Raw genomic sequence first — 23,112 nt, 5'->3', positions numbered from 1 at the left:
CCCCCCCCGCGGGCCCGCGCCCTGCTCCACCCGCCCGGGCGCCGCCCCTCACAACACTAACACCCCCGCCGCGGGGCGGCTTCCCGGGCGCGGCCCGCGCCCGACGTCGTTAATTCAGCGGAGCCTCAAAAGCCTTCCGGCTGCCATTCGCCGGTGACCAGGTAGCTGACCTTGCGGGCAACCGAAACACCGTGGTCGGCAAAACGCTCGAAGTAGCGGCTCGCCAGGGCGACGTCCACCGTGGTTGACGGCGCCTCCTGCCAGGAGGGCTCGGCGATGGTCTTGAACACGCTCAGGTGCAGGTCGTCGAGGGCGATGTTCAGCTTGACGATATCGCGCGCAACCTCAAGGTCCCGGGTTTCCAGCAACTGGGTGACCTTGAGGCTGATCTCGAGGTCAATCTGCGCCATTTCCTTGAATGTGGCGGTCAGGGCCTCCGGGATGACGGTGGCCGGGAAGCGCAGACGGGCAAGCTGTGCCACGTGGCGGGCGAGGTCGCCCATGCGCTCCAGCGAAGCGCTCATACGCAGCGAACCCACGATCATGCGCAGGTCGCTGGCCACCGGCCCCTGCAGGGCCAGGATGTCGATGGCACGCTCGTCCAGGCTGTTCTGCAGGAAGTCAATCCGGGCATCGGCCGCGATGACATCCTGTGCCAGGTCCACGTCGGCCCCCTCGAACGCCGTGGTTGCGTTCCGGATCGCCTCCGTGACCAGTTTTGAGATCTCGATGAGGTCTTCACCAACCTGGGTGAGTTCCTCCTGAAAAACCTTGCGCACGTGGCGTCCTCTCTCTGACATCTCTGCAGTACATTCGTGCTGTACGTCCAGTGCGGCTTGCCTTTTTCCGACAAGTACCACTGGTTGGTCCAACCAGCAAGGGTGGCAGCGCCCGGTGAACGGTCGCGCATCTTTAGATGAACGTTAGTTGAACCAGGCCGGTTTGCCTGCGCAAGCCGGAATTGCCGTGTTTTGAGCGCATATGCTGGATGCGTGGATCCAGTGCTCGTCGGTGTCATCGCAGGCCTTGTCGGCTTGTCCTGCGGTGTCTTGGGCGTGCTCGCCTTCAGGCTCAGTGAGCGGCAGCGCACCATTACGGATGTCGACGTCGACGAGCCCCTCCTTCCGGAGGGTGCGGCGGAAGTCCTCTCCGTCGTCGGGCGCGCGTTTGTGGTGGTGGACGCGATCGACGGCGTCGTCCGGGCCAGTCCGGCCGCCTACGCCTACGGGCTGGTGCGCGGGCACACCGTGGTCCACAAGCAGCTGCTGGACATGACCGCGAAGGTGCGCCGCGACGGCGTCATCCTGGAGGAAACCCTCGAACTTCCCCGCGGTCCCATGGGCAAGGGCAGCATTGTTGTCCAGGTCCGGGCAGCCATGCTCGGCTGGGAATACATCGTGCTGCTTGCCGACGACCGCACCGAAATCACCCGCACCGAAGAGATCCGCAACGACTTCGTGGCGAACGTCTCGCACGAGCTGAAGACCCCGGTGGGCGCCATCTCGCTGCTCGCAGAGGCCCTCGAAGCCAGCCCCGACGACGAAGAAGCCGTCCGCCGCTTCGCCCGGCGCATGCACAAGGAATCCGGCCGGCTTGCCGCCCTGGTGCAGGACATCATCGAGCTTTCCCGGCTGCAGGGCGCCAACGTGGCCCAACAGGGGCACGCCGTGGACATCAACAACGTGGTGGCCGAAGCCGTGGACCGCTCCCAGCTTCCGGCCGAAAGCAAGAACATCACCATCGTGGTGGGCGGGCGCAGCGAGTCCCGGGTCTTCGGCGATCAGGACCTCCTGGTGACCGCCCTGCGCAACCTCATCGACAATGCGATCCGGTACTCGCCGGAGAACACCCGCGTGGGCGTCGGGGTGAGGGTGAAGGAGGGCGTTGTCGCAATTTCGGTCACTGATCAGGGCGAAGGGATCGGCCCCGAGGAACAGGAACGGGTCTTCGAACGTTTTTACCGCGTGGACGCAGCGCGTTCGCGCCAGACCGGTGGCACGGGCCTGGGCCTGAGCATCGTCAAGCACGTGGTGTCCAACCACGGCGGCGAAGTCACCCTGTGGTCCCAGCCCGGCCAGGGATCCACCTTCACCATGCGGCTGCCTGAGCTCGAGGGCCAGGAAACCGGCGACGCCGGGGCGGCACCGCGCGGCGAGATTCAGACCTCGGGCGCGGCAGGCGCCCAAGAGCAAGGAGCAAGTGCTTGAGCAGGATACTCATTGTGGAGGACGAGGAGTCCTTCAGCGATCCTTTGTCCTATTTGCTGGGCAAGGAAGGCTTTGACGTCCAGGTGGTGGACAACGGCAGCGACGCCCTCGTGGAATTCGACCGCAACGGTGCCGACCTCGTGCTGCTGGACCTCCAGCTTCCCGGTACCCCTGGAACCGAGGTCTGCCGCCAGCTGCGCCAGCGCTCGGGCGTTCCGGTCATCATGCTGACGGCCAAGGACTCGGAAATCGACAAGGTGGTGGGCCTGGAGCTCGGCGCCGACGACTACGTCACCAAGCCGTACTCCTCGCGCGAACTCGTGGCGCGCGTCCGCGCTGTGCTTCGCAGGCAGGGTGAACCCGAGGAGCTCATCACCTCCACCGTGCAGGCCGGGCCCGTGCGGATGGACATTGAACGGCATGTAGTCAGTGTGAACGGCGAACAGGTGGCGCTGCCGCTCAAGGAGTTCGAACTCCTGGAAATGCTCCTGCGCAATTCGGGCCGGGTGCTGACCCGCGGCCAGCTGATTGACCGGGTGTGGGGTTCCGACTATGTCGGTGACACCAAGACCCTGGATGTCCACGTGAAGCGCCTGCGGGGCAAGATCGAACCCGATCCCTCGGCACCGCGCTACCTGGTGACGGTGCGCGGCCTCGGCTACAAGTTCGAACCCTAGGCCGGACGGGCCCTCGGACGGGCTGGACGCGGAACAACGCAAAAGGAGGGCCTCCCCGCGGGGAGGCCCTCCTTTTGCGTTGTTTGGTCCTTAGTGGCCCGACTGGCTCGGCGTCGCTGCCGGTTCGCTCGAGTGGGCGCCTTCGGTTGAGGTGGAGCCCGCGGTCGCCGTCGGGGTCGCGCCGGCCGGCAGGTACTTCTGGTACTCAACCAGGGAGCCGTCCATGACGGGGACCTGGAGCTTGGAGGACGCCGAGCCGGAAGAGATGGACAAGGTCACCAGGGAGCCGGGCTTCCCGCCGGTGCTGCTCAGGATCGCAGAGTCGCTGTCTTCGTTGAGGTAGGTCTGGGACTTGGCCTTCACGGGAATGCTGGTCTGGGCACCGTTGGCGCCGTTGATCACCAAGGTGGCGTCGCTGGAAGACGGGTTGAATACGGCGCCGATCACGCGGCCCGGCTTGTCCGCGCCGGCGGAGACAATAAGGATGTTGCGCAGTTGCAGCGAGCCGAGGTCCGCCCTGACTCCGTCCGAGGCGGAGTACTGGTGGCTGGTCTGCTGGGCGTTGATGTAGCCGCAACCGGTCACGGACAGAAGGCCGGCACCGATGGCCACAGCCGCCATGGCCAGCTTGCCGCGCTGGACACGGTTCATCGCAGTATTGCGCACGACACGTACTCCTCTAAGAGTCATTGGAACACTTTTCAGGCATAGCCTATCGGCAAACCAGGTGAAACAAGGATTCGTGCGCGCAATGTGGCTGACCTCCCGCGAGGCTTCCGGATTCCCCGACACCGGTCGACATGCACCTTTGGGCGCGTTCGTCAAGGGGGTTCGCCAGGGGCAAATTGGCCGATTTCCGCGTGATTCCGGGCTTCCCGCCCGCCGTCCCGGCCAGTCGTATGCCTTAAACGTGATAAACTGGTCTGCGGGAAAGGGGAAAGTCCACATGGTTTTTGAGGTCGGCGAGACAGTAGTTTACCCTCACCACGGTGCAGCGAAAATTGAGGAAATCAAAATGCGCACCATCAAGGGCGAAGAGAAGATGTATCTCAAGCTCAAGGTGGCTCAGGGTGATCTGACCATTGAAGTTCCAGCAGAGAACGTTGACCTTGTTGGGGTTCGTGACGTAGTGGGCAAGGAAGGCCTGGAGCACGTTTTCGACGTCCTTCGTGCCGAGTTCACCGAGGAACCCACCAACTGGTCGCGTCGTTACAAGGCAAACCTGGAGAAGCTTGCTTCCGGTGACGTCATCAAGGTCGCAGAGGTCGTCCGTGACCTGTGGCGCCGTGATCACGACCGGGGCCTCTCCGCTGGTGAAAAGCGGATGTTGGCCAAGGCCCGGCAGATTCTGATTTCGGAATTGGCTTTGGCGGAAAAGACCGACGAAGAGAAAGCGGCAAGCGTTCTCGACGAGGTTCTGGCTTCCTAAGAATTGAACCCCGGCGGCACCCACGGTGCCGCCGGGGTTTCTTTTTGCCCTCTCACGTAGGCTTGGGCGCATGACTACACCATCCCAGCTCGGGGCGACTGCCGTCGTCGTGGTGGCCGCCGGTTCAGGCCAGCGGCTCGGCTACGGCATGCCCAAGGCGAAAGTGCCGCTTGGCGGGGAAGCGATCCTGACTCACGCACTGCGCGGCGTCGTTGCCGCTGGTATTGCCCGTCAGATCTGTGTTGCCGTCCCGGCGGGGGATACCGAACTGCGCGCCCTGTGCGAGGCTTTCGCCGCGGAAAATGGAGCCGACGGGCCGCTGCTGAGCATCGTCGACGGCGGTTCCACCCGCACGGAGTCGGTGCGGGCGGCGCTGGCCGCAGTCCTGGAAGGAACCCGCTGGGTGCTGGTCCATGACGCGGCCCGCGCCCTCGCCCCGGAACGGGTATTCCATCGCGTGTCCGAGGCACTCGCCGCCGGCGCCAAAGCCGTCATCCCCGCAACGCCGGTGGTGGACACGGTGAAGACCGTCGTCGAAACCGAGGGCAAGGACTCCGCGATCGCCCCGGAACTGGTCACCGGCACGGCCCCGCGTGAACAGCTCCGCGCGGTGCAGACGCCGCAGGGGTTCGACGTCGACACCCTGCTGCGGGCCCACGCGGCAGCTGAATCCCTCGACGATGCCCAGTCCGCCGCGGTCACTGATGACGCCATGCTCGTGGAGCTTCTCGGCACCCCGGTCCATGTAGTGCAAGGTGCGAGCCAGTCGCTCAAGATCACCACGCCGCTGGACCTGATTATCGCCGAAGGCCTGCTCGAGGGACCCCTTGGCATGCGCTGGGTGGAAGGCTGATGAGCACCGCGGGAGTTCCGATGATTCTGCCCCGTACGGGCATCGGGGTGGACGTCCACGCCTACGCGGCCGAGGACGATCCGCAGCCACTGTGGCTCGGCGGCCTCTTCTGGGAGGGAGAACGCGGACTGTCCGGCCATTCCGACGGCGATTGCGTCGCACACGCCGCCGCCGACGCGCTCTTCTCGGCTTGCGGCATCGGCGACCTTGGAACGCATTTTGGCACCGCCCGGCCCGAATACGCCGGAGCCTCCGGTGTCACGCTCCTTGCGAAGGCGGCCCGGATCGTGCGTGCGGCCGGCTTCGAAATCGGCAACATCGCAGTGCAATTCGTGGCCAACCGTCCCAAGTTCGGGCCGCGGCGGGAGGAATCGCAGCAGGTGCTCAGCGCCGCCGTCGGGGCCCCGGTCAGCGTCACGGCCACCACCAGCGACGGCCTCGGCTTCACGGGGCGCGGCGAGGGCATCTCCGCCGTCGCCACGGCGCTCGTCTATACGGTGGCAGGACGCCCGTCGGAAGACGGCCCATCGGATAATCTGGTGCGGTGACCCTGCGCTTTTACGACACCGCCTCCGCCGAAGTCCGCGACTTCGTCCCCCTCGAAGCCGGAAAGGCCAGCGTCTACTACTGCGGTGCCACCGTGCAGGGCATGCCGCACGTTGGACACGTCCGCTCGGCCATCGCCTTCGACCAGCTGACCCGCTGGCTCGAATACCGGAACCTCCGCGTCACCGTGGTCCGCAACGTCACCGACATCGACGACAAGATCCTCGCCAAGTCCGCCCAGTCCTTCGGCCCGGACTGGTTCGAAGAGCCGACCGCGAAACAGGCAGAGGAATGGTGGGCCCTGGCCTACCGTTACGAGCAGGAGTTCGAGAAGGCCTACGAGGTCCTGGGCGTGCAGCGGCCCACTTACGAGCCCCGCGCCACGGGCCACATCCCGGAAATGCACGCATTGGTCCAGCGGCTCATCGACCGCGGCCACGCTTACCCGGCACTGGACGATTCGGGTGACGTGTACTTCGATGTCCGGTCGTGGAGCAAGTACGGTTCCCTGACCCGCCAGAACATCGACGACATGCAGGCGGCGCCGGACGCCGACCCGCGCGGCAAGAAGGACCCCCGCGACTTCGCCCTGTGGAAGGGGCACAAGGACGGCGACCCGGAAACCGCCAGCTGGGCCTCGCCCTGGGGCGCCGGACGCCCCGGCTGGCATCTGGAATGCTCCGCCATGGTCACCAAGTACCTCGGCGCGCGCTTCGACATCCACGGCGGCGGCCTGGACCTGCGCTTCCCGCACCACGAAAACGAGATGGCCCAGTCCCAGGCAGCCGGGGACGGCTTCGCGAATTTCTGGATGCACAACGGCATGGTCACTTTCGAGGGCGAAAAGATGTCCAAGTCCGTCGGCAACACCATCAGCCCGGCCGAGATGCTGGAACTCGCATCGCCTCGGGTGGTCCGCTACTACCTGGGCCAGGCGCACTACCGCTCCGTGCTGGATTACCGGCCGACGTCCCTGCAGGAGGCCGCTGCCGCCGTCGAACGCATCGACGGCTTCATCAGCCGCGCCGCCCGCGCATTGGCGTCCGCCGACGGCACGCTTCTGTTCGCCAGCCACGGCAGGGTGCCCGAAGCCTTCGAAACCGCGATGGACGACGACCTGAACGTGCCGCAGGCCCTGGCGGTGCTCCACGACACCGTGCGCGCGGGCAACGCCGCCCTCACAGCCGGCGAGCTCGAGGCCGCACGCCAGGCCCTCGTGTCCGTCACGGACATGCTTCGGGTCCTGGGCATCAGCGACGCCACCGCTCCGGCACAGGACGACCACGCCAACGAAGCCCTGGCGGTCCTCGTGGAAGCGCAACTGGAAGCCCGCGCGCAGGCCCGCGCCAACAAGGACTGGACCGCCTCGGATGCCATCCGGGACACCCTCGCGGCTGCAGGGATCGCCGTCGAAGACGGTGCCGAGGGCGCCAGCTGGAGCCTGAAGCGCGACTGACCCCGGACGGGGTTCCTTGGCCCCTGCAACCGAATTGCAGGGGTTCAGTAGACTTGTCTGCAGACTCATCAATTCAAACAAGGGTGGAACAACCATGGCCAACAACGGTCGCCGGGCGGTCAAGAAGAAGAAAGGCCCCTCCGTCGGAACCGGCGGCCACGGTCGGAAGTCGTTGGAGGGCAAGGGCCCCACACCCAAGGCCGAAGACCGCGTGTACCACAAGGCCTTCAAGAACAAGCAGCTCGCCGAGCGCTCGGCGGCCAAGCGCACTACTGCACGCTCCGGCCAAGGAGCCCGTTCCGGCCCCAAGGGCCGCGCCACCGAAGAGGTCGTGACCGGCCGCAATTCCGTCGTCGAGGCCCTGCGCGCGGGCATCCCCGCCAAGGCGCTGCACGTGGCCATCCGCATCGACATGGACGAACGCGTCCGCGAATCCCTCAAGATCGCCGCCGAACGCGGCATCCCGCTGCTGGAAACCGGCAAGCCCGAACTTGACCGGATGACCGACGACGCCGTGCACCAAGGCCTCGTGCTGCAGATCCCGCCGTACGAATACGAAGACGCGTACGACCTTGCCGAAGAGACCGTCGCCAAGTGGAAAAAGGGGCACATCGCCAACGCCCCGCTCTTCGTCGCGCTCGACGGCATCACCGACCCCCGCAACCTGGGTGCCATCATCCGTTCGGTTTCCGCGTTCAGCGGCCACGGAGTGATCGTTCCCGAGCGCCGTTCCGTCGGCGTCACCGCCTCCGCCTGGAAGACCAGCGCCGGTGCGGCGGTCCGCGTTCCGGTGGCCCGCGCGTCGAACCTGAACAACGCCCTGAACCAGTTCAAGGAGATGGGCATCTACGTGCTGGGGCTCGACGGCGGCGGCGACGTCTCCCTGCCGGACCTCACCTTGGCCACCGAGCCGGTCTGCATCGTGGTCGGTTCCGAAGGCAAGGGCCTCAGCCGGCTCGTCCGCGAGAACTGCGACCAGATCGTCTCGATCCCGATCGACTCGGCCATGGAATCGCTGAATGCCTCCATGGCGGTGGGCATCTCCCTGTACGAAGTCTCCCGGCAGCGGGCGGCTAAGTAGGCTTCCACTTCCGCTCGCGCGGTGGCTTGGGCCGCCTCGTCGGCCCTTTCGCCGTCGCTTAGACACGACGCATGGGGGACCCCTGCGGTCGCTGGGCGACCTTCGGGGTCCGATGCGCCGCGATGCGCTCCTTGCGAAAAGACCGCCACGGCTTGGCGCTCTGCCCGCCGGTCCGTACCTGAGCAGCAAACGCTCCCTGCATTCTTTCGTGCAGGGAGCGTTGCTGTTTTTCTTTAGAAATCGCGGCGGTTGGCCAGGACTGGGAGTTTTGTTCTGGCTTCTCTTACGACGGCGGGGTCCAGGTCTGCGAAGAGGAGGCCCGGGGCGCCGTCGAGGGATGCCAGGACCTCGCCGAGCGGCGAGACCACCATCGAATGTCCGACGCCGGTGGGGGCCGCTCCCTTCGGCTCGACTCCCTGCGTGGCGGGGTCGCCCTGCCCGCAGGCGAGGACGAAGGTGGTTGTGTCCACCGCCCGGGCGCGGGCAAGGAGTTGCCACTGCTCGACCTTGCCCGGACCGGAACCCCAGGAGGCGGACACGATGTTGACCACGGCGCCGCGCGCGGCGTTGGCCGTGAAAAGGGCCGGGAACCGGATGTCGTAGCAGGTCGCGAGCCCGAACGTGAGGCCGCCGGCGTCGAAGGTCACGGGAGCGGTGCCGGGGTCCACGGTGTCGGATTCGGCAAATCCGAAGGCATCGAAAAGATGGATCTTGTCGTAGCTGGCCTCAACGCCGGGCCCGGTGGCCAGGAGGGTGTTACGGACTTTGCCGTTGCTGCTGCCGTCCGCGGCACCCCCCGGGGTGAACATGCCCGCCACGATGACGATCCCCAGTTCGGCGGCGATCCGGCGGACCTGTCCCGCCCACGGCCCGTCGACATCCTCGGCGATGTCGGTCAGTGAGTTTCCGAAGGCCCGCATGGTTGCCTCCGGGAACACCACCAGCTTGGCGCCGCCGTCCTTGGCTTGCCGGGCGTGTTTTTCAAGCTGTTCCAGATTGGCTGCGAGGTCGCGGCCGGTGATGATCTGAGCGAGCGCAATGCGCATGTGCACCTCCAAAGAGCGGACATATCAAGTATGCAGGGGTGGCCGGACCGGGCGGAATCCGCAACAGAACGACGATTTCATACGGCTTTACCCGCCGGGAGCTAAGCTTTTAGGCGATGGTTATGCCGATTTTTGATACCGCAGCCACCGTTGACGCAGCGTGTCCGACGCCCCTCGGTGTGAGTGTTCCGCGGCCCGGAATTTCCGATGCGGAGCAGTCCGCTCCGGACCAGGTCAACGTGGCGGTCTGGGCTCCCGGGCTCGAGCATGTTGAACTCGCCTTCAAGGAGCCGGGCGGTTCGTGGCGCGTCCGCACCCTTCCGAACAAGGCGGACGGAGTGCATTTCGGGATTGTCGAGGGCATGCCGCCGGGCACCCGGTATGGCTTCCGAGCCGCGGAGGAAGGGGATGAAGCCCTTCCGGTGTCCCTTCCGGCCATTGATTTCGACGTCGACGGCGCCCCGCAGCTGTTGCTGGACCCTTACGGCAGGGCGGTTCACCAGCACGGCGAACTCCTCAGCAGCGTGCACATGGACCCTGCCTTCGACTGGGGCGACGACCGGCGGATCCGTACTTCGTGGCGGGACACCATTGTCTACGAGGCCCACGTCCGCGGCCAGAGCATGCTCCACCCGGACATCCCCGAACACCTGCGCGGCACCTACGCCGGCATGGCGCACCCGGCCATGATCGAGCACTTCCACTCCCTGGGTGTCACCGCAATCCAACTGCTTCCCGTGCATTTCCACGTGGACGAACAGCACCTGCAGTACCTCGGCCTGACCAACTACTGGGGCTACAACACCGCCGCGTTCTTCGCGCCGCACCCGGACTACGCTACGCGTGCCGCACAGGAAGCCGGTCCGCACGCGGTGCAGGACGAATTCAAGGGCATGGTCAAGCTGCTGCACGCCGCCGGGCTCGAGGTGATCCTCGACGTCGTGTACAACCACACTGCCGAGGCGGGTCCGGACGGGGACGTCATCAGTTTCCGCGGCCTGGGTGAAGACCAGTACTACCGCCACGACGCTCACGGCCGCTACCTGGACACCACCGGCTGCGGGAACACACTGGACTTCAGCCACCCGCGGGTGGTGGACCTGGCCATCGATTCCCTGCGGTACTGGGCGGAGGAATTCCACATCGACGGCTTCCGTTTCGACCTCGCCGTCACCCTGTGCCGCAACGCCCGCAACGAATTCGACCCGAACCACCCCTTCCTCAAGCGGATCGAAGCAGATCCCGTGCTGTCCTCGGTCAAGCTGATCTCCGAGCCGTGGGACGTGGGGTGGGGCGGTTGGCAGACCGGCGGCTTCCCGAAGGGCTGGGTGGACTGGAACGACCACTTCCGTGACGAGGTCAGGCGTTTCTGGCTTTCGGACCGTGCCGCGGCGGAGGCGGGCCTGCCCACCGGGAACGCCGGTGCGATTGCGGATGCCCTGAGCGGTTCGGCCAGTGTCTTCGCCCATTCCGGACGGTCCCGCCTCGCCTCCCTGAACTTCATCACTGCACACGACGGCTTCACGCTGGCCGACCTGGTGTCCTATGACCGCAAGCACAACGAGGCCAACGGCGAACAGAATCGTGACGGCCACAGCGACAACCGCAGCTACAACCACGGTTTCGAGGGCCGCACGGAAAATGAAGCCATCGTCGCCGAGCGGGCGCGCTCCCGCCGAAACCTGATGACCACCCTGATGGTTTCCGTTGGGGTGCCCATGATCACCGCAGGCGACGAACTCGGCAGGTCGCAGCACGGCAACAACAATGCCTACTGCCAGGACAATAACCTGACCTGGATCGATTGGACCCAGACGCCCGAGTCCCATGAGATGTTCCGCAGCACCAAGCGGGTCATCCGGATCCGCAAGGAATTCCTGGCCGCCCAGCCGGAGGATTTTCCGGAAAAGATCGCCGGCATCGAATGGTTCGATGAAAAGGGTGAGCGGATGACCGAGGCCCGTTGGCACGATCGCTCCCTGCGCCTGGTCCAGTTACTGATTGGTTCAGAGGACGGCAGTTTCAGCGGCCTGATCGTGCTGAACGGCAACAAGAACGACACCAAGGTGGTGCTCCCCAAGCTCGGCCCGGCTGCCGGCGGGGGAACCACCCGCTTCGAACTGCGGCTGACCACTTCCGAACTGAACGACCGCAGGCGCGGAGCGATGGTTTCCGCAGGCGAGAAGGACATCATCCAGGGCAACACCATCAACATCTACCGTGCCTGATCCGGCTTTCCGGAAGAGAGCGTCCGCGGGCGGAAACCGCCTGAAGGGTTTCCTGGCCCTCGCAGGGCTCGCAGTCGCCGTCGTCGTATTGCTGCTGACCGGTGTGATTCCCAGCGGCACCGACGGCAGTGCTGCGGTCGAGGAACAGGCGCCTGCCAAGCCCGGCTCCACCACCGCGGATTCGGGGCCGACGGCGAACACTTCCGGATTGCCGGAAATCCCCGCCTCCCGCTTGCCGGCGGAAGCCCGGCAGACACTGGAACTGATCGCCCGCGGCGGACCGTACCCCTACCCGCGGGACGGTATCACCTTCGGCAACCGCGAACGGATCCTGCCCGGGAAGCCGTCGGGCTTCTACCGGGAGTACACAGTCAGGACGCCCGGCGAGTCCGACCGGGGCGGCCGCCGCATCATCGCCGGCAAAGACGGCGGCAAGTTCTACACTGCAGACCATTACGTGTCGTTCAAGTTCATCGTCGAAGGGAAGTAGGACGCCATGAAGATCTATTCTGCGGACACCTGGACTCTTGAGGAGCTCCAGGAGCAGGTCGCCGACGCCGGCCGCCGCACCGTGCTGGTGCCGCCAGCCAGCACCAAGACGGAGGTTCTGGAGGTCTTCGGGCAGGTCCTGGACTTCCCCGAGTACTACGGCGTCAACCTGGATGCCCTGAACGACTCCCTCCATGATTTCGCGGACGTCCTTTCCGAGGACGGACAGGCTCCGGTCACCCTCGTCTGGCAGGTGACGGCCGCGTACCGCGCGGACCGTTCATTCGGCGTCGTCTGCGAAATCCTGCAGGACGCCGAGGCGTACTCCGGCAGGGACCTGGCGGTCATCGCCGTTTTGCAACAGTAGCGGTCTGCCGCCGGAAGGGTTCCCCGGGGACTTAAGCGGAAGGGGCGCCGGACCTTGTGGTCCGGCGCCCCTTGCGTGTGGTGAATCAGGCGTTGGCGATCAGGCCGAGCTCTGCCTTGGACGCCAGGGCGGGGTTCTTCGGCAGGACCCGCACCGTGTAGCCGAAGGAGCCCGAACGGTTGATCAGTACGGAGCCGGAGAACAGGTAGCGTCCGTTGCCGAGTTCCTCGAAGCCGGTCAGCTCGGACACCGTCACGTCGTCGAGCTCGTCGCTCTCCTCGGCGCGGCCGTAGGCGATCTCCACACTGACATCGTCCGGGGTCAGGGAGCGGAGCGCGATGTAGGCGTTCACCAGCAGGGTGTCACCAATACGCGGTTCTTCCGACACACCCACGGAGTCCACGTGCTCCACCACCAGCTGCGGCCAGGCGCTGCGGACCCGGGTAATCCAGGCAGCGAGGTCCTTGGCTTCCTTGAAGGATCCCGCGGCGGCACGCCGGCCGGAGACTGCGGCCGGGCAGTAAAGCCCGTTGACGTAGTCCTGCAGCATCCGCTCGGCTGACACCGCCGGGCCCAGCTTCGCCAGCGTGTGCTTGATCATGGAGACCCAGTGGGTGGGTACGGTCTGCGGAGCGGATTCCGACGGCCCGGCCGCGCCGGCGCCCTGGGAGACCACCGAACCGTAGAAACGCGGGGCCACCTGGGACTCCAGCAGCTCATAGAGGGCGGCCGCTTCGATGTCGTCCCGTTCTTCGGAGGAGGCGCCGTTGTTTGCGGTGGGGATCGCCCAGCCGTTCTCGCCGTCGTACATCTCATCCCACCAGCCGTCCAGCACGGACAGGTTGAGGGAACCATTGATGGCCGCCTTCATCCCCGAGGTGCCGCACGCTTCGAGCGGGCGGAGCGGGTTGTTCAGCCAGACGTCGCAGCCCGGGAAGAGCGTCCGGGCCATGGCGATGTCATAGTTCGGCAGGAAAACGATCCGGTGCCGCACCGTGGGGTCGTCGGTGAAACGGACCAGGTCCTGGATCATCTTCTTGCCGGCGTCGTCCGCGGGGTGGGACTTGCCGGCGATGACCAGCTGGATCGGGTGCTTCTTGTCCAGTAGCAGCGCCTTCAGCCGGGCGGGATCGCGCAGCATGAGGGTGAGCCGCTTATACGTGGGCACACGGCGTGCGAAGCCGATGGTGAGGACGTCCGGATCCAGCACGGTATCGGTCCAGCCGAGCTCGGCGTCGGCCGCGCCGCGCTTCTTCCACGAGGCACGCAAGCGCTTGCGCACGTCGTCGACCAAGGACACACGCAGCTCACGACGCAGCGCCCAGATCTCTTCATCGCTGACGTTGTAGGCCACGTCCCAGCGGCCGGGTGCCCCGGCCTCCGAGCCGAACTGGGTTCCGGCCAGCTCGGACATCCGCGGGTCCACCCAGGACGGCACGTGGACGCCGTTGGTGACGGAGGTGATGGGCACTTCCGAATGGTCGAAGCCCGGCCAGAGCCCGGAGAACATTTCGCGGGACACCACGCCATGGAGCTTGGCCACACCGTTGGCCCGCTGGGCCAGCCGCAGCCCCATGACCGCCATGTTGAACACGGCCGGATTTCCGCCGTCGTAGTTTTCGCGGCCCAGCTCCAGAACTTTGTCCACTGGGACCGCCGGTGCCAGCCCCGCCTCGAAGAAGTGGCGGATCTGCACGGACTCGAAGCGGTCGATGCCCGCTGGAACCGGGGTATGTGTGGTGAACACGGTGGACGCGCGGCCTGCGGCAAGCGCCTCGTCCCAGTTAAGCGGGGATTCGGTGGACATCAGTTCCTGGATACGTTCGATCCCCAGGAACCCGGCGTGGCCTTCGTTGGTGTGGAAGACCTCGGGGGCAGGGGTACCGGTGAGGCGCTGGTAGGCGCGCAGCGCCTTCACTCCGCCCATGCCAAGCAACAGTTCCTGCTGCAGGCGGTGGTCACCGCCGCCGCCGTAGAGGCGGTCCGTGATGCTCCGGGCGGCGTCGTCGTTGCCGGAGACGTTCGAGTCAAGCAGCAGCAGCGGCACACGCCCGACGTCGGCCCGCCAGACCTGCGCGTTCAGCTTGCGCCCGTTGGGCAGCGGCAAAGTGATGATCACCGGCCTGCCGGTGCCGTCCTTTGAGGGTTCGCGCAGCAGGGTCAGCGGAAGCCCGTCCGGGTCCAGCACGGGGTAGGTCTCCTGCTGCCAGGCATCCCGGGAAAGGGACTGCTTGAAGTAACCGGCCTGGTAGAGCAGCCCGACTCCGATCAGCGGGACGCCGAGGTCGGATGCGGCCTTGAGGTGGTCGCCGGCCAGGATGCCGAGGCCGCCGGAGTATTGCGGCAGGACCTCGGTGATTCCGAATTCCGGGGAGAAGTAGGCGATGCAGGCGGGTGCGTCTTCACCCAGGCTCTGGTACCAGCGGGGTTCGCTGAGGTAGACGTCCAAGTCCGCGGCTGCGTTGTGCACCCGCTCAACGAGCCCGCCATCCGAAGCCAGCCGGTCAAGCTGTTCACGGCTGATCGACCCCAGCAGGCTCACGGGATCATGTTTGCTTTCTTCCCACAGTTCCGGATCCAGGCTGGCAAAAAGCTCACGCGTGGGGAGGTGCCAGGACCAGCGGAGATTGGTCGCCAAACGGGCCAGCGGCTTGATCGGCTCGGGGAGAACGGTGCGGACGGTAAACCTTCGAATTGCCTTCACGAGCGTCACACTAACCGACCCAATCGGCTGCAGGAACAGGTTTAGGTTTCTTTTAGGTAAATGACACCTGTCATCAAAGAATATGTACCGGACCTTCGCTAAACGTGATTTTTCTCGCTAACGTCGAGCTTGTGACTACTACCGCAACACCGCGTTCCAGTGCAGCCGGCAAAGCTCCCGCCAAGGCAAGAACGAAGGCGGAAATCACCGCCGGACTCCGCTTCGGCAGGTTCCCGATCACTGCCGTCCAGCCCGTGATTGAAGAGGGCAGGTTCCCCGCGAAGGCACTGCCGGGCGAGGACATCGTGGTCGGCGCCACCGTGTTCCGGGAAGGCCACGACCAGCTCGGCGTCACGGCCGTGCTGTTGGACCCCAAGGGCAAGGAGCGCCAGCGCGTCCGCCTTGCCCCGCCGTCGGGTGACCGTGGCAAGGGCACCGACCGCTGGGAAGGCCGCATCACCCCGGTAGCCCCCGGCAATTGGAGCTTCCTGATCGAGGCGTGGCATGACCGGTACGGTACCTGGCACCACAACGCAGAAGTGAAGGTTGCAGCGGGCATCGACGTTGAGCTGATGCTCGCCGAAGGCGCCGCCCTGCTGTCCCAGGCCGCCGACGACGCCGCACGCAGCGCCGCGGACAAGCGCACCCTGCGCGAGGCTGCTGAAGGGCTCGCGGACACCTCGCGTTCCGTCGAGGACCGCCTCGGTGCCGGGTTCAGCGGTGAGGTGGCGGCCGTCGTCGAGCGCCTCCCGATCCGCGACCTGGTGGCCGAATCCGGGAAGTACCCGCTCCTGGTCGAACGCGATCTCGCCGGGCGCGGTGCCTGGTACGAATTCTTCCCGCGCTCCGAAGGAGCCGCCTACGATCCCGCGAACGGCGTCTGGACCTCGGGCAACTTCCGCACCGCGGCGAAGCGCCTGGACGCCGTGGCAGCCATGGGCTTCGATGTCATCTACTTGCCGCCCATCCATCCCATCGGATTCCAACACCGCAAGGGCCGCAACAACACCCTCACCCCGGGACCCCAGGATCCCGGCTCGCCGTGGGCCATCGGCTCCCCGGCCGGCGGACACGACGCGATCCACCCGGAACTGGGCACTTTCGAGGACTTCGACGCCTTCGTGGCGAGGGCGAACGAAGTAGGCCTGGAGGTAGCACTGGACCTTGCCTTGCAGGCCGCACCGGACCACCCCTGGGTGGAAGCCCACCCCGAATGGTTCACCACCCGGGTGGATGGCAGCATCGCCTACGCGGAGAACCCGCCCAAGAAGTACCAGGACATCTACCCGCTGAACTTCGACAACGATCCCGAGGGCCTGTCGAAGGAGATCCTCCGGATCGTGCTGCTCTGGGTCAGTCACGGTGTCAAGATTTTCCGGGTGGACAACCCGCACACCAAGCCGGTGTGGTTCTGGGAATGGCTGATCGCCAAGGTCAACAAGAAGCATCCCGACGTCGTCTTCCTCGCCGAGGCCTTCACACGCCCAGCGATGATGCACGCCCTGGGCCGCGCCGGGTTCCAGCAGTCCTACACCTACTTCACCTGGCGGAACACCAAGTCCGAACTCGAGGAATACTTCCACGAGGTCAGCCACGTTTCGCCCGCCTATTTCCGGCCCAACTTCTTCGTGAACACCCCGGACATCCTCACGGAGTACCTGCAGTACGGCGGTCCGGCGGCGTTCCGGATCCGGGCCGTGCTTGCTGCGACGGCCAGCCCGCTCTGGGGCGTCTACGCCGGGTTCGAGCTCTACGAGCACGTCGCCCGTCCCGGGGCCGAGGAGTACATCGACAACGAGAAGTACGAGTTCAAGAACAGGGACTGGGACGCCGCTGCCGCGTCGGGCCACACCCTGGCGCCGTACATCACGCGGCTCAACGAAATCCGGCGGACCCATCCGGCGCTTGGCGATCTGCAGAACCTCACCCTGCACCACAGCACCGATGACGCCACCGTGGTGTTCTCGAAGCACAAGACCCTGCCGGACGGCAGCAAAGACACGTTGATCATCGTGGTCAACGTGGATCCGCACAGCGCCAGGGAAAGCACCGTCACCCTGGACCTGGCGGCGCTCGAGCTGGACCCGGAGACCTTCACGGCCAACGGCCGCTTCCGGGTGGACGACCTCATCAGCGGCGAAGGCTGGGAATGGGGCGAGTACAACTACGTCCGGCTCGATGCACACGTGGAACCGGCACACATCCTGAGCATCCGGAGGTAGCCAATTGAGCTTTAGTCCGCAGGCTTCCAACCCGTACTTCACACCGAAGAACACTTTCGAACTCAATGCGCCGGGCCTGCAACATGACCCGCATTGGTACCGCAAGGCAGTCTTTTACGAGGTGCTGGTCAGGGCCTTCGCGGACGCCAACGGCGACGGTTCCGGGGACTTCCACGGGCTGATCGACAAGCTCGACTACCTCCAGTGGCTGGGCGTCGATTGCCTGTGGCTTCCCCCGTTCTTCCACTCACCGTTGCGTGACGGCGGCTACGACATTGCCGACTACACCTCGGTATTGGACGAGTTCGGCACCATCAGCGATTTCAAGCGGCTCGTCGCGGAGGCCCATGCCCGGGGCGTCCGGGTCATCATCGACCTGCCGTTGAACCACACCTCTGACCAGCACCCCTGGTTCCAGGAGTCCCGGAAAGACCCGGACGGGCCCTTCGGGGATTTCTACGTCTGGAGCGACACGGACGAGAAGTACCAGGAAGCCCGCATTATCTTCGTTGACACGGAGGAATCGAACTGGACCTTCGATCCCATCCGGCGGCAGTTTTTCTGGCACCGTTTCTTCTCGCACCAGCCGGACCTCAATTTCGAGAATCCCAAGGTCATCGAGGCGCTTTATGACGTCGTCCGCTTCTGGCTGGACCAGGGCATCGACGGCTTCCGGGCGGACGCGATTCCTTACCTCTTCGAAGAAGAGGGAACCAACTGCGAAAACCTGCCGGCAACCCACGGATTCCTTCGTGACCTGCGGAAAATGGTGGACGAAAACTATCCCGGCCGGGTCATCATCGCGGAGGCAAACCAGCTGCCCAACGACGTCGTCGACTATTTCGGCACGGAAGAAGAACCGGAATGCCATATGGCCTTCCATTTTCCGATCATGCCGCGGTTGTATTACGCCCTGCGGGACCAAAAAGCCGCGCCGATCATCGAGACGCTGCGGGACACACCGGAAATACCCGCGGGCGCACAATGGGGCACCTTCCTGCGTAACCACGACGAACTGACCCTGGAAATGGTCACCGCGGACGAACGGGCCGCGATGTACGGCTGGTATGCACCCGACCCCCGGATGCGGGCCAACATCGGCATCCGGCGCCGGCTCGCTTCGCTCCTGGACAATTCACGCGCGGAAATCGAACTCATCAACGCCCTCTTGCTCTCGCTGCCGGGATCGCCGTTCCTTTACTACGGCGACGAAATCGGCATGGGCGACAACATCTGGCTCGACGACCGCGACGCCGTGCGCACGCCGATGCAGTGGAACCCGGACCGGAACGCGGGCTTTTCCCACGCCGATCCCGGAAAGCTGTACCTGCCCGTGAACCAGTCGCTCGTGTACAACTACTCGATGGCGAACGTGGAGGCCGAAGCGGCCCACTCGGGGTCGCTGCTTCGCTGGACCCGGCAGATCCTGAGCGTCAGGAAGAACCACCCGGCCTTCGGGCTTGGTGGTTTCCGTCATGTGCCGGCCGACCACGAAGTGGTCCTCGCATACCTGCGTGAACTGACCGAAGAGAATCTGGAAGGGGAGGACGCGGAGTCCATCCTCTGCGTCTTCAATCTCTCCCAGCATCCGGTGGCGACCACCCTGGACATCCCGGAGTACGCCGGCCGGGGCCTGCGGGACGTCTTCGGCGGCCAGCCTTTCCCCGGGATCGGAACCGACGGCACGCTCACCCTGACCCTGGGCAGCCATGACTTCTTCTGGCTCCGGGTCCGGGCGCCCGGTTCCACGGGTTCTGCCCCCTACACCCAGGCAATCCCTGTGCTCTCGATCGAAGGCTGACATGTATTTCCCTGCGCCGACGCAGATCCCCGAAGGACTGTTGCGCGAGTGGCTGCCCCGGCAGCGCTGGTTTCCCGTGAAGAGCAGCTGGTTCGCGATGGACCAAACCGCTTCGTTCCCGCTGCCCGCTCCGGGCGACGCCGCCTTCCAGATCGCCTTGTTGTCGGTGGCTTACACGGGCGCCGGCGGCGCCAGGCAGAGCGATGTCATCCAAGTGCCCCTGAGTTTCCGTCCGGAACCGGTGCCGGAGCTCGAAAGGGCCCTTTTGGGATCCGTCCAGGACGACGACGGCGGAACCCGCTGGGTCTACGACGCCGCCTATGACGCGGAGTTCATTGAGCTTTGGCTGGCTCTGGTCAGGGACGGCAGCACCTCAGGAAGCGGGGAAGCGGCCGCCCGGGGCCACTCCTTGCCCGGCAAGCAAAACCTGCCTGCTTTCCCCGCCAGGGTAAGGGTCCTTGGGGGAGAGCAGTCCAACACTTCGGTGATCGTCGACGACGGTACCTCGGCAACCATCCTGAAGATCTACCGGGTGGTCTCCACCGGCGCCAATCCGGAAATCGAAGTCGGGGTGGCCCTGACGAAAGCCGGAAGCAGCGAGGTTCCGGCCACCCTGGGCTGGATCACGGGAAGCTGGACGTCGGGTACCGAGCCGGGTGGTGTTGCACAGTTGTCCGCGGAACTCGCAGTTGCCCACGAATTCGTCAAGGACAGCCAGGATGCCTGGCGGCTTGCGGTCGATGCTGCTTCCGCAGGCAGGGACTTCACCCAACAAGCCCGCGAGCTCGGGCGGGCGACGGCGGCTGTCCACGCCCGGCTCGGGGATGCCTTCGGCAGCGAACTGGAGGCGGAACCGGGCCACGTCGTCGCCCCTGCGGTGGCCAGCCGCATCCGGCACTCCTGGGCCGAAGCGGGCACCGCCGTCGGGCCATATGACGAACAGCTCGAGGCCCTGCTTTCCCGGCTCGCGGGCCACAAAGCGGGCACCTTGCAGCGCATCCATGGTGACCTCCACCTGGGCCAGATCCTGCTGGCTCCGCAGGCCGCCGGCGAGCCCGGGCGCTGGGTGATCCTGGACTTCGAGGGAGAACCGATGCGCCCCATTGAGGAGCGCACCCTTCCGGATGTGCCGCTGCGCGACGTGGTGGGAATGCTGCGTTCCTTCGACTATGCGGCCGGGGCCGCCGTCCGCGAAAATCCCGGAACTTCCGTACCCGCTTCCTGGGTCAGCGATTGCGCCGAAGCATTCCTGTCCGGATACAGCGAAGTAACGCCCGGAACCATTGACCGCGGTTCGCCGCTGTTTGTGGCATTGTGGCTGGACAAGGCCTTGTACGAGGTGGTTTACGAGTTGCGCAACAGGCCCGACTGGTTGCCCATCCCGGTCAACGCTTCGCGGCAAATCCTCGGCAAGACCAGCCCCGGCACGGATGCCGCGGCGACATTGGAAGGTGAAGAAATGACAGGCTCTGCACGCACCGAACGGCCACGGGTTCCGCTGCCCGTTGACGGCAACACCCTGGCCCGCGTGGCCGCCGGAGCGCACCATGCGCCGCACTCCGTCCTGGGAGCCCATCTCGATGACCACGGTCATGTCACGATCCGCACGGTTAAGCACCTGGCCGAGTCGGTCGCGGTTGTCACCGAAACCGGCAAAACTGAAATGACCCACGAAACCGACGGCGTGTGGGTTGCGGTCCTGGAGCCCGTGCAGCACGGCCATGTGCCGGATTACCGCCTTAAGGTCGTGTACGACGGCGGCGCGCCGGTGACCATCGATGATCCCTACCACTACCTCCCGACCCTCGGCGAGGTGGACTTGCACCTCATCGGCGAGGGCCGGCACGAGCGCCTGTGGGACGCGCTGGGCGCACACGTGCAGCGCTACCGCTCTTCGCTGGGCGACGTGGACGGCGTCGGGTTCTCCGTCTGGGCACCGAACGCCCAGGCAGTCCGCGTCAAGGGAGACTTCAATTCCTGGGACGGGCGCGAACACGCGCTGCGTTCGCTGGGCTCCTCCGGGGTCTGGGAAGTCTTCGTTCCCGGCGTTGTAGCAGGGGCGTGCTACAAATACGAGATCCTTACCAAGTCCGGGCACTGGGTGGAAAGGGCCGACCCCCTTGCCTTCGGCACCGAGGTCCCGCCGGCCACCGCCTCCCGTGTGGTGGAATCCCGGTACAGCTTCAAGGACGACGCATGGATGGTGGAGCGGGCCAACAAGGACCCGCACAATTCGCCGATGAGCGTCTACGAAGTCCATCTTGGCTCCTGGCGCCTCGGCCTCGGCTACAAGGAACTCGCCAAGGAACTGGTGGAGTACGTCAAATGGCTGGGCTTCACCCACGTGGAGTTCATGCCCGTGGCCGAGCATCCCTTCGGTGGTTCCTGGGGCTACCAGGTCACCTCCTATTACGCGCCGACCTCACGCTTCGGCCATCCCGACGAATTCCGTTTCCTGGTCGATTCCCTGCACCAGGCCGGTATCGGTGTCCTCCTCGACTGGGTCCCGGCGCACTTCCCCAAGGACGAATTTGCCCTTGCGCGCTTTGATGGCGAAGCCCTCTACGAACACTCCGATCCGCGCCTGGGCGAGCACCCGGACTGGGGCACCCTGATCTTCGACTTCGGCCGCCGCGAAGTCCGGAACTTCCTGGTTGCCAATGCCCTTTACTGGCTCGAGGAGTTCCACATCGACGGCCTGCGCGTGGATGCCGTGGCCTCCATGCTCTACCGCGACTACTCCCGCGAGGACGGCCAGTGGTTCCCCAATGTCCACGGCGGCAGGGAGAACCTGGAAGCCATTTCCTTCCTCCAGGAAGTCAACGCCACGGTCTACAAGACGCATCCCGGTGCCGTGACCATCGCCGAGGAATCCACCGCCTTCCCAGGGGTCACCGCCCCCACCAGTTCCGGCGGCCTGGGCTTCGGGCTCAAGTGGAACATGGGCTGGATGCACGATTCCCTCAAGTACATGTCCGAGGATCCCGTGAACCGGCGCTGGCACCACGGCACGGTCACTTTCTCCATGGTGTACGCCTTCACCGAGAACTTCCTGCTGCCCATCAGCCACGACGAGGTTGTGCACGGAAAGGGCTCGATGCTGCGGAAGATGCCCGGTGACCGTTGGCAGCAGCTCGCAAACCTGCGCGCCTTCCTCGCATACCAGTGGGCACACCCGGGCAAGCAGCTGATCTTCATGGGCACCGAATTCGGCCAGGAGGCCGAGTGGTCCGAGCAGCACGGGCTCGACTGGTTCCTCGCCGACATCCCGGCCCACCGCGGGCTGCAGCTGCTCACCAAGAAGCTGAACGAGCTGTACACGCGGACGCCGGCGCTTCATGTCCGGGACAACGAAAGCGGCGGCTTCCAATGGATCAACGGCGGTGACGCCGACCGGAACGTGCTGACGTTCATTCGGTGGGACCGCGACGGCAAGGCGCTGGTATGTGCCGTGAACTTCTCAGGCGGACCACACGAGGGCTACGTGCTGGGCGTTCCGTTCGAAGGGGCATGGCAGGAAGTGCTCAACACGGACGCCGAGGAGTTCGGCGGTTCGGGCGTCATCAACGACGGCGAACTCCTTGCCTCGGTGCCCGGGGCCGAGGGCCAGCCCGCCGCCCTGAAGGTCACCTTGCCACCGCTGGGAGCTTCCTGGTTCGCGCTCGCTTAACCGGCGCCGCGACGTCGCGGATCGGGCCTTCGTACTGAGGAATCCGCGGCAGCCTACGGCGTGTTCACTTGCAGAAGGAGGGTCTCCGGACCCTCCTTTTGCGCCTACCGGGAACTGGTGGTAGAGTTAGTACCCGCGCTGCTCCACAGGAGCGATCAGCGGGCATGACTTGCTTTCCTCGGAAACATCGAGTCAGAAACGCCGATTTGACCGAATGCGAGTCAGCGGGTAAGTTTGGAAAGTTGCTCCGGAGCGATCCTGAATGTTTGGTTTGGGTGGTGCCGGGTGTGTCTGTTGTTTGAGAACTCAATAGTGTGCCAAGTTTGTTGATACCGA

The 23,112-nt window shown here is 65.4% G+C and carries 17 protein-coding genes; 13 read left to right on the top strand and 4 right to left on the bottom strand.

The window, feature by feature from the left end; genetic code table 11:
* Positions 1-125: 125 nt before the first annotated feature.
* A complete protein-coding gene (gene phoU / locus ACNQPB_RS19830; protein ID WP_498754137.1) occupies positions 126-779 on the bottom strand; it encodes a phosphate signaling complex protein PhoU in 654 nt (217 codons plus the stop codon).
* A 222-nt stretch (positions 780-1,001) separates the two neighbouring features.
* On the opposite strand from phoU, the gene ACNQPB_RS19825 reads away from it, so the two are divergent.
* A complete protein-coding gene (locus tag ACNQPB_RS19825) occupies positions 1,002-2,207 on the top strand; it encodes a sensor histidine kinase (protein ID WP_498754140.1) in 1,206 nt (401 codons plus the stop codon).
* Positions 2,204-2,884, top strand: a complete 681-nt coding sequence (locus tag ACNQPB_RS19820; RefSeq protein WP_070349130.1) for a winged helix-turn-helix domain-containing protein — start codon at positions 2,204-2,206, stop codon at positions 2,882-2,884. The genes ACNQPB_RS19825 and ACNQPB_RS19820 overlap by 4 nt, the downstream gene beginning before the upstream one ends.
* A gap of 90 nt (positions 2,885-2,974) precedes the next feature.
* Here ACNQPB_RS19820 and ACNQPB_RS19815 read toward each other — a convergent pair whose 3' ends face one another.
* Positions 2,975-3,535, bottom strand: coding sequence for a hypothetical protein (locus ACNQPB_RS19815; RefSeq protein ID WP_498754139.1), 561 nt, complete (start codon positions 3,533-3,535; stop codon positions 2,975-2,977).
* Positions 3,536-3,830: 295 nt separating this feature from the next.
* Here ACNQPB_RS19815 and ACNQPB_RS19810 point away from each other — a divergent pair, with 295 nt between their 5' ends.
* The 5 genes from ACNQPB_RS19810 to rlmB all read left to right on the top strand — a co-directional run bounded on the left by ACNQPB_RS19810 (position 3,831) and on the right by rlmB (position 8,249).
* Complete coding sequence (locus ACNQPB_RS19810) at positions 3,831-4,313, top strand: CarD family transcriptional regulator (protein ID WP_011690592.1); 483 nt, start codon at positions 3,831-3,833, stop codon at positions 4,311-4,313.
* Between the two features lie 70 nt (positions 4,314-4,383).
* Positions 4,384-5,166 (top strand): 2-C-methyl-D-erythritol 4-phosphate cytidylyltransferase, encoded by a 783-nt coding sequence (ispD, locus tag ACNQPB_RS19805; RefSeq protein ID WP_498754136.1) that lies wholly within the window; start codon positions 4,384-4,386, stop codon positions 5,164-5,166.
* 20 nt (positions 5,167-5,186) lie between these two features.
* A complete protein-coding gene (ispF, locus tag ACNQPB_RS19800) occupies positions 5,187-5,714 on the top strand; it encodes a 2-C-methyl-D-erythritol 2,4-cyclodiphosphate synthase (protein WP_498754138.1) in 528 nt (175 codons plus the stop codon).
* Positions 5,711-7,168 (top strand): cysteine--tRNA ligase, encoded by a 1,458-nt coding sequence (gene cysS, locus ACNQPB_RS19795; protein WP_498754135.1) that lies wholly within the window; start codon positions 5,711-5,713, stop codon positions 7,166-7,168. The genes ispF and cysS overlap by 4 nt, the downstream gene beginning before the upstream one ends.
* A 94-nt stretch (positions 7,169-7,262) precedes the next feature.
* Positions 7,263-8,249 (top strand): 23S rRNA (guanosine(2251)-2'-O)-methyltransferase RlmB, encoded by a 987-nt coding sequence (gene rlmB / locus ACNQPB_RS19790; RefSeq protein ID WP_498754134.1) that lies wholly within the window; start codon positions 7,263-7,265, stop codon positions 8,247-8,249.
* Between the two features lie 233 nt (positions 8,250-8,482).
* On the opposite strand, the gene ACNQPB_RS19785 is transcribed toward rlmB, so the two are convergent.
* A complete protein-coding gene (locus tag ACNQPB_RS19785; protein WP_498754133.1) occupies positions 8,483-9,295 on the bottom strand; it encodes a carbon-nitrogen hydrolase family protein in 813 nt (270 codons plus the stop codon).
* A 116-nt stretch (positions 9,296-9,411) separates the two neighbouring features.
* Here ACNQPB_RS19785 and glgX point away from each other — a divergent pair, with 116 nt between their 5' ends.
* The 3 genes from glgX to ACNQPB_RS19770 are packed head-to-tail and all read left to right on the top strand — an operon-like array spanning position 9,412 to position 12,379.
* Positions 9,412-11,523, top strand: a complete 2,112-nt coding sequence (glgX, locus tag ACNQPB_RS19780; RefSeq protein WP_498754132.1) for a glycogen debranching protein GlgX — start codon at positions 9,412-9,414, stop codon at positions 11,521-11,523.
* A complete protein-coding gene (locus ACNQPB_RS19775) occupies positions 11,516-12,013 on the top strand; it encodes a guanyl-specific ribonuclease (RefSeq protein WP_498754131.1) in 498 nt (165 codons plus the stop codon). Before glgX ends, ACNQPB_RS19775 begins: the two co-directional genes overlap by 8 nt.
* A gap of 6 nt (positions 12,014-12,019) precedes the next feature.
* Complete coding sequence (locus ACNQPB_RS19770; RefSeq protein WP_498754130.1) at positions 12,020-12,379, top strand: barstar family protein; 360 nt, start codon at positions 12,020-12,022, stop codon at positions 12,377-12,379.
* 85 nt (positions 12,380-12,464) lie between these two features.
* Here ACNQPB_RS19770 and glgP read toward each other — a convergent pair whose 3' ends face one another.
* Positions 12,465-15,083, bottom strand: coding sequence for an alpha-glucan family phosphorylase (gene glgP, locus ACNQPB_RS19765; RefSeq protein ID WP_498754129.1), 2,619 nt, complete (start codon positions 15,081-15,083; stop codon positions 12,465-12,467).
* Between the two features lie 131 nt (positions 15,084-15,214).
* Here glgP and ACNQPB_RS19760 point away from each other — a divergent pair, with 131 nt between their 5' ends.
* The 3 genes from ACNQPB_RS19760 to glgB are packed head-to-tail and all read left to right on the top strand — an operon-like array spanning position 15,215 to position 22,776.
* Positions 15,215-17,305 (top strand): alpha-1,4-glucan--maltose-1-phosphate maltosyltransferase, encoded by a 2,091-nt coding sequence (locus ACNQPB_RS19760; RefSeq protein ID WP_498754128.1) that lies wholly within the window; start codon positions 15,215-15,217, stop codon positions 17,303-17,305.
* A 4-nt stretch (positions 17,306-17,309) separates the two neighbouring features.
* Entirely contained in the window at positions 17,310-19,106 is a 1,797-nt protein-coding gene (gene treS / locus ACNQPB_RS19755) for a maltose alpha-D-glucosyltransferase (RefSeq protein WP_498754127.1), read from the top strand.
* 1 nt (position 19,107) lies between these two features.
* Positions 19,108-22,776, top strand: a complete 3,669-nt coding sequence (gene glgB, locus ACNQPB_RS19750; protein WP_498754126.1) for a 1,4-alpha-glucan branching protein GlgB — start codon at positions 19,108-19,110, stop codon at positions 22,774-22,776.
* Positions 22,777-23,112 lie beyond the last annotated feature (336 nt).

It is taken from the genome of Curtobacterium sp. LFS079, from assembly GCF_047977865.1.
In the GTDB taxonomy this organism is placed as follows: domain Bacteria; phylum Actinomycetota; class Actinomycetes; order Actinomycetales; family Micrococcaceae; genus Arthrobacter.
This window is presented reverse-complemented; position numbering and strand designations above follow the sequence as displayed.

Bases quoted from the DNA above. Each gene is read 5' to 3' on its own strand.
- ACNQPB_RS19815 (WP_498754139.1), bottom strand. From the start codon at position 3,535: ATGAACCGTGTCCAGCGCGGCAAGCTGGCCATGGCGGCTGTGGCCATC.
- ACNQPB_RS19810 (WP_011690592.1), top strand. From the start codon at position 3,831: ATGGTTTTTGAGGTCGGCGAGACAGTAGTTTACCCTCACCACGGTGCA.
- ispD (WP_498754136.1), top strand. From the start codon at position 4,384: ATGACTACACCATCCCAGCTCGGGGCGACTGCCGTCGTCGTGGTGGCC.
- ispF (WP_498754138.1), top strand. From the start codon at position 5,187: ATGATTCTGCCCCGTACGGGCATCGGGGTGGACGTCCACGCCTACGCG.
- rlmB (WP_498754134.1), top strand. From the start codon at position 7,263: ATGGCCAACAACGGTCGCCGGGCGGTCAAGAAGAAGAAAGGCCCCTCC.
- ACNQPB_RS19785 (WP_498754133.1), bottom strand. From the start codon at position 9,295: ATGCGCATTGCGCTCGCTCAGATCATCACCGGCCGCGACCTCGCAGCC.
- glgX (WP_498754132.1), top strand. From the start codon at position 9,412: ATGGTTATGCCGATTTTTGATACCGCAGCCACCGTTGACGCAGCGTGT.
- ACNQPB_RS19770 (WP_498754130.1), top strand. From the start codon at position 12,020: ATGAAGATCTATTCTGCGGACACCTGGACTCTTGAGGAGCTCCAGGAG.
- glgB (WP_498754126.1), top strand. From the start codon at position 19,108: ATGTATTTCCCTGCGCCGACGCAGATCCCCGAAGGACTGTTGCGCGAG.